Consider the following 3,837-nt stretch of genomic DNA (forward strand, 5'->3'; position numbering starts at 1 on the left):
CTGATCACGCTGGAGAGCGACAAGGCGAGCATGGAGATTCCGGCGCCGCGTGCCGGGATCGTGCGCACGGTCGAGGTCGCGGTCGGCGATCAGATCTCGGAAGGCACACTGATCATGACGCTGGAGGTCAAGGCGTCACAGCCTGCGGGCGGGGCCGACGCGGGGAAAGAATCCACGAGCGCGGCACCAGCCGCCGCGTCACAGGAGATCGTCACCGAGGTCGTGGTCCTCGGCGCCGGCCCCGGCGGCTACACCGCCGCCTTCCGCGCCGCCGACCTCGGCAAGAAGGTCGTCCTGATCGAGCGCTACGACACCCTCGGCGGCGTCTGCCTGAACGTCGGCTGCATCCCCTCCAAAGCATTGCTGCACACCGCAGCCATCCTCGAAGAGGTCAAGACCCTCGGCACCATGGGCGTGACCTTCGGCGAGCCGCAGATCGATCTCGACAAGATGCGTGCCGGCAAGGAGAAGGTCGTCGCCAAGCTCACGGGCGGACTCGCGGCGATGGCGAAGCAACGTGGAGTCGAGGTGGTGCAGGGCACCGGTCGCTTCGAGGCACCCAACCGGATCGCCGTGGCACAACCCGGTGGTCCGGTGCGGATCCTGTTCGATCACTGCATCATCGCGTGCGGCTCCGCACCCATGAAGATCCCGGGCTTTCCGCATGACGACCCGCGTGTCATGGACTCCACCGACGCGCTCGAGATCGCGGACATTCCCGAGCGACTCCTGATCGTCGGCGGCGGCATCATCGGGCTCGAGATGGCGAGCGTCTACAGCGCGCTCGGCTCGACCGTCGAGGTCGTCGAGATGAAGGATCAGTTGATGCCGGGCGCGGACATCGATCTCGTGCGCGCGCTCGAAAAGGTCATCAAGAAGCGCTACAGCACGATCCGAGTCGAGACCAAGGTCGCGCAGATGAGCGCCACGGCCGAAGGCATCAAGGTCGTCTTCGAGGGCAAAAAGCCGGGCGAAGAGGTCTACGACAAGGTGCTGGTCGCGATCGGCAGGCGTCCGAACGGCAAGCTGGTCAACGCCGAGGCCGCGGGGGTCAAGGTCGATCAGCACGGGTTCATCAAGGTCGATGCCCACATGCGCACCAACGTGCCGAACATCTTCGCGATCGGCGACGTGGTCGGCGGACCGATGCTCGCACACAAGGCCACACACGAGGCCAAGGTCGCGGCCGAGGTCATCGCCGGGATGCCCGCACTCTTCGATCCCATGACGATCCCGTCGGTCGCCTACACCGACCCCGAGGTTGCCTGGATGGGCCTCACGGAGACCGATGCCAAGGCCAAGGGCATCGCCTACGAGAAGGGCGTCTTCCCCTGGGCCGCGAGCGGTCGTGCGCTCGGCATCCATCGCGACGAGGGTCTGACCAAGCTGCTGTTTGATCCCGAGACCAAACGCATCCTGGGCGCGGGCATCGTCGGTCCGAATGCCGGCGAGCTGATCGGCGAGGCCGTTCTGGCCCTCGAGATGGGTGCGGACATGGAAGACATCGGCCTGACCATCCATCCGCATCCAACCCTGAACGAGACCATCGGCCTGGCCGCCGAGATGGCGCACGGATCGATCACGGACCTGCTGCCGCCGAAGAAGCGCTGATGCAGGACAGCGCATTGATCATCGACACGGACTCGTCGCCGATCGCGCCGTAGGGTAAGCGCAGCGCAGTCCACCAGCCCCGACGCGGGGTTCGGTGGACTTCGCTCTCGCTCGTCCACCCTACCGGACGGTCTTATGATCAGGGCAGCCTAAGTCTTCACCGCTTCGCCCCGCAGAAGTCCAAACACTGCTGCAGGGTCGGGAACGGCACCCGACCCGCGCAGCCGCCGTAGGCGAAAGCCTTGCAGCGATCGTCTCGGTAGTCGTAATAGAACCCTCGCTGATTGGAGCGACAGGGGCCGGGGTCGGGTTTGACGACGCAGGCGACGGGCAGCTCATCGCTGCCGCCTCCGGTAGGCGCGCCGCCACATCCTGCGAGGCCCGCCATGAGGATCATGAGCACCGGTACGCGAAACCGGCCTAGCACCACAACCCTCATCGAAACCGGCTCCGCGCGGTCGCTCGGACTTGCGCACCCGTCGGTGCCTGTTTCCACCAATCGCGATGGCGAAACTCGCTGCAGTCCTTCGCCATGACCTGGACGGACCCGCCTCGACGAAATCCCCAACCCTTGACCCTCGGGCCATGCAGGAAGAGCGTCCACGCCGGCACGCCCGCGCGCAGGACCACGCGGTGATAGTCCGAGCCGCGCAGCCTGTTGAATCGCCCCGGAGCACGAAAGCGCACGCTGGTTTGCTCGGAGTCCCCGTCGAGGCCGCGGACCTCGTCATAGCCGCCCGAAAGCACCAAGCTCAGGGCATGACCCCAGGGGTGATCGTGAAGGCCGCGATCCGGATCCGAATCGACGAAACGGTGCAGGTAGAGATGCCAGCCGAAGACGCCGAGGAGATAGTAGCGTTCGAGGTAGGGCTCGCCTTGGTCGCCTTCGATGAGACGACAGGGCCGACGCGCGCTGATCCATTCAAGCACTCTTTCCATGGGGTCCTTTAAACCGTGTCCGCTGCAACAAGCACTCTTCTCACGCTGACTCCGCCGCGCATTCATTCATTCACAAGCGTCGCAGCGGACGCGGTTCAAAGAATTCAAAAGGTTCAATGCAGATCAGGCCATCTCGTGCGGATGTCGACCCTTGCGCGTCGTTGGTCGACAAGGACGAACTCGGCGTCGAGCGGCTGGAGCGCTGAAGGTCAGGTCGCAATTATACGCGTGCGGAGGATCGCTGCATGAGGCCGCGAAGTGCAAAAGAGCCTCGGGGAGTTCTTGCGAAACGTAAAGGCGTTTTCCGGACGCCGGCGTCCGAACGCCGCCTCATTACAAAACAAAAAGGAGCGACAAAACGAGAAGGGGCGACTCAGGTCGCCCCTTGCCAGCCGGTCACCCTCAAGAAGTCATCGAAAGCGCTTGATCCCTGAACCGCGTCCGACGCCGAGAGCCTTGGTGTAGACCGTGTCCGAGCGTGCTGCCGAGGCGGTCTGTTTGGTCGTGGGACGCGGTTTAAGCGTCGAGATTGTCGAGCGCCTTCTGGAAGCGGTTGGCGTGCGAGCGCTCGGCCTTGGCCAGCGTCTCGAACCAATCGGCGACCTCGTCGAAGCCTTCGTCACGTGCGGTCTTGGCCATGCCGGGATACATGTCGGTGTACTCGTGGGTCTCGCCCGCGATGGCCGCGCGCAGATTGTCGCCGGTCGGACCGATCGGCAGGCCGGTGGCCGGGTCGCCGACGGCTTCGAGATATTCGAGGTGGCCATGCGCATGGCCAGTCTCGCCTTCGGCGGTGGAGCGGAAGACCGCCGCGACGTCGTTGTAGCCCTCGACATCAGCCTTGGCGGCGAAATAAAGGTAGCGGCGGTTGGCCTGAGACTCGCCCGCGAAGGCTTCCTTCAAACTCTCTTCGGTTTTGCTGCCCTTGAGCTCCATGTCGATCTCCTCACGATGGAATGAACGGGGTTGGCTGAACCTGCGAAAGAGACCTTAGTCACCTCGACGCCGTTTCAGAAATTGTTTGTTCCAATGACCGCGATCGTCTCTTTTTATGGGCGAAGGCGCTCATCGTCAAGTCTGTGAACTGGTTCGGTATCGCACCCATGCGCAACTGCTATACCCTAGCCTGATCACCAAGGAGCAGATTATGCCAGCGTCCACCGGTTTACGGACAGTCGACGTCGCCCCGTCACCCACAGCAGGTGAGACCCGCCTGGAACAGACCGCGCAACGGCGTACGCTTCTGCAGTTAACCGATCCGCATCTCTTCGCCGAACCCGAAGGACA

The 3,837-nt window shown here is 63.8% G+C and carries 4 protein-coding genes; 1 reads left to right on the plus strand and 3 read right to left on the minus strand.

Features of this window, described 5'->3' with window-relative positions:
- The coding region (gene lpdA, locus GPT33_RS17330; RefSeq protein WP_296811517.1) for a dihydrolipoyl dehydrogenase at positions 1 to 1,611 on the plus strand (1,611 nt) is incomplete at its 5' end.
- A gap of 157 nt (positions 1,612 to 1,768) precedes the next feature.
- Here lpdA and GPT33_RS17335 read toward each other — a convergent pair.
- The 3 genes from GPT33_RS17335 to GPT33_RS17345 form a co-directional block, all read right to left on the minus strand.
- A complete protein-coding gene (locus GPT33_RS17335) occupies positions 1,769 to 2,050 on the minus strand; it encodes a BPTI/Kunitz domain-containing protein (protein ID WP_296811522.1) in 282 nt (93 codons plus the stop codon).
- Complete coding sequence (locus tag GPT33_RS17340) at positions 2,047 to 2,550, minus strand: hypothetical protein (protein ID WP_296811525.1); 504 nt, start codon at positions 2,548 to 2,550, stop codon at positions 2,047 to 2,049. The genes GPT33_RS17335 and GPT33_RS17340 overlap by 4 nt, the downstream gene beginning before the upstream one ends.
- A 516-nt stretch (positions 2,551 to 3,066) precedes the next feature.
- Positions 3,067 to 3,486 carry a rubrerythrin family protein gene (locus GPT33_RS17345; RefSeq protein WP_093030780.1) on the minus strand — a complete coding sequence of 140 codons (420 nt, stop codon included), beginning with the start codon at positions 3,484 to 3,486 and terminating at the stop codon, positions 3,067 to 3,069.
- Positions 3,487 to 3,837: the final 351 nt, after the last annotated feature.

This window comes from Thiocapsa sp., assembly GCF_011390875.1.
Lineage (GTDB): Bacteria > Pseudomonadota > Gammaproteobacteria > Chromatiales > Chromatiaceae > Thiocapsa.

Bases quoted from the DNA above. Each gene is read 5' to 3' on its own strand.
- GPT33_RS17335 (WP_296811522.1), bottom strand. From the start codon at position 2,050: ATGAGGGTTGTGGTGCTAGGCCGGTTTCGCGTACCGGTGCTCATGATC.
- GPT33_RS17340 (WP_296811525.1), bottom strand. From the start codon at position 2,550: ATGGAAAGAGTGCTTGAATGGATCAGCGCGCGTCGGCCCTGTCGTCTC.
- GPT33_RS17345 (WP_093030780.1), bottom strand. From the start codon at position 3,486: ATGGAGCTCAAGGGCAGCAAAACCGAAGAGAGTTTGAAGGAAGCCTTC.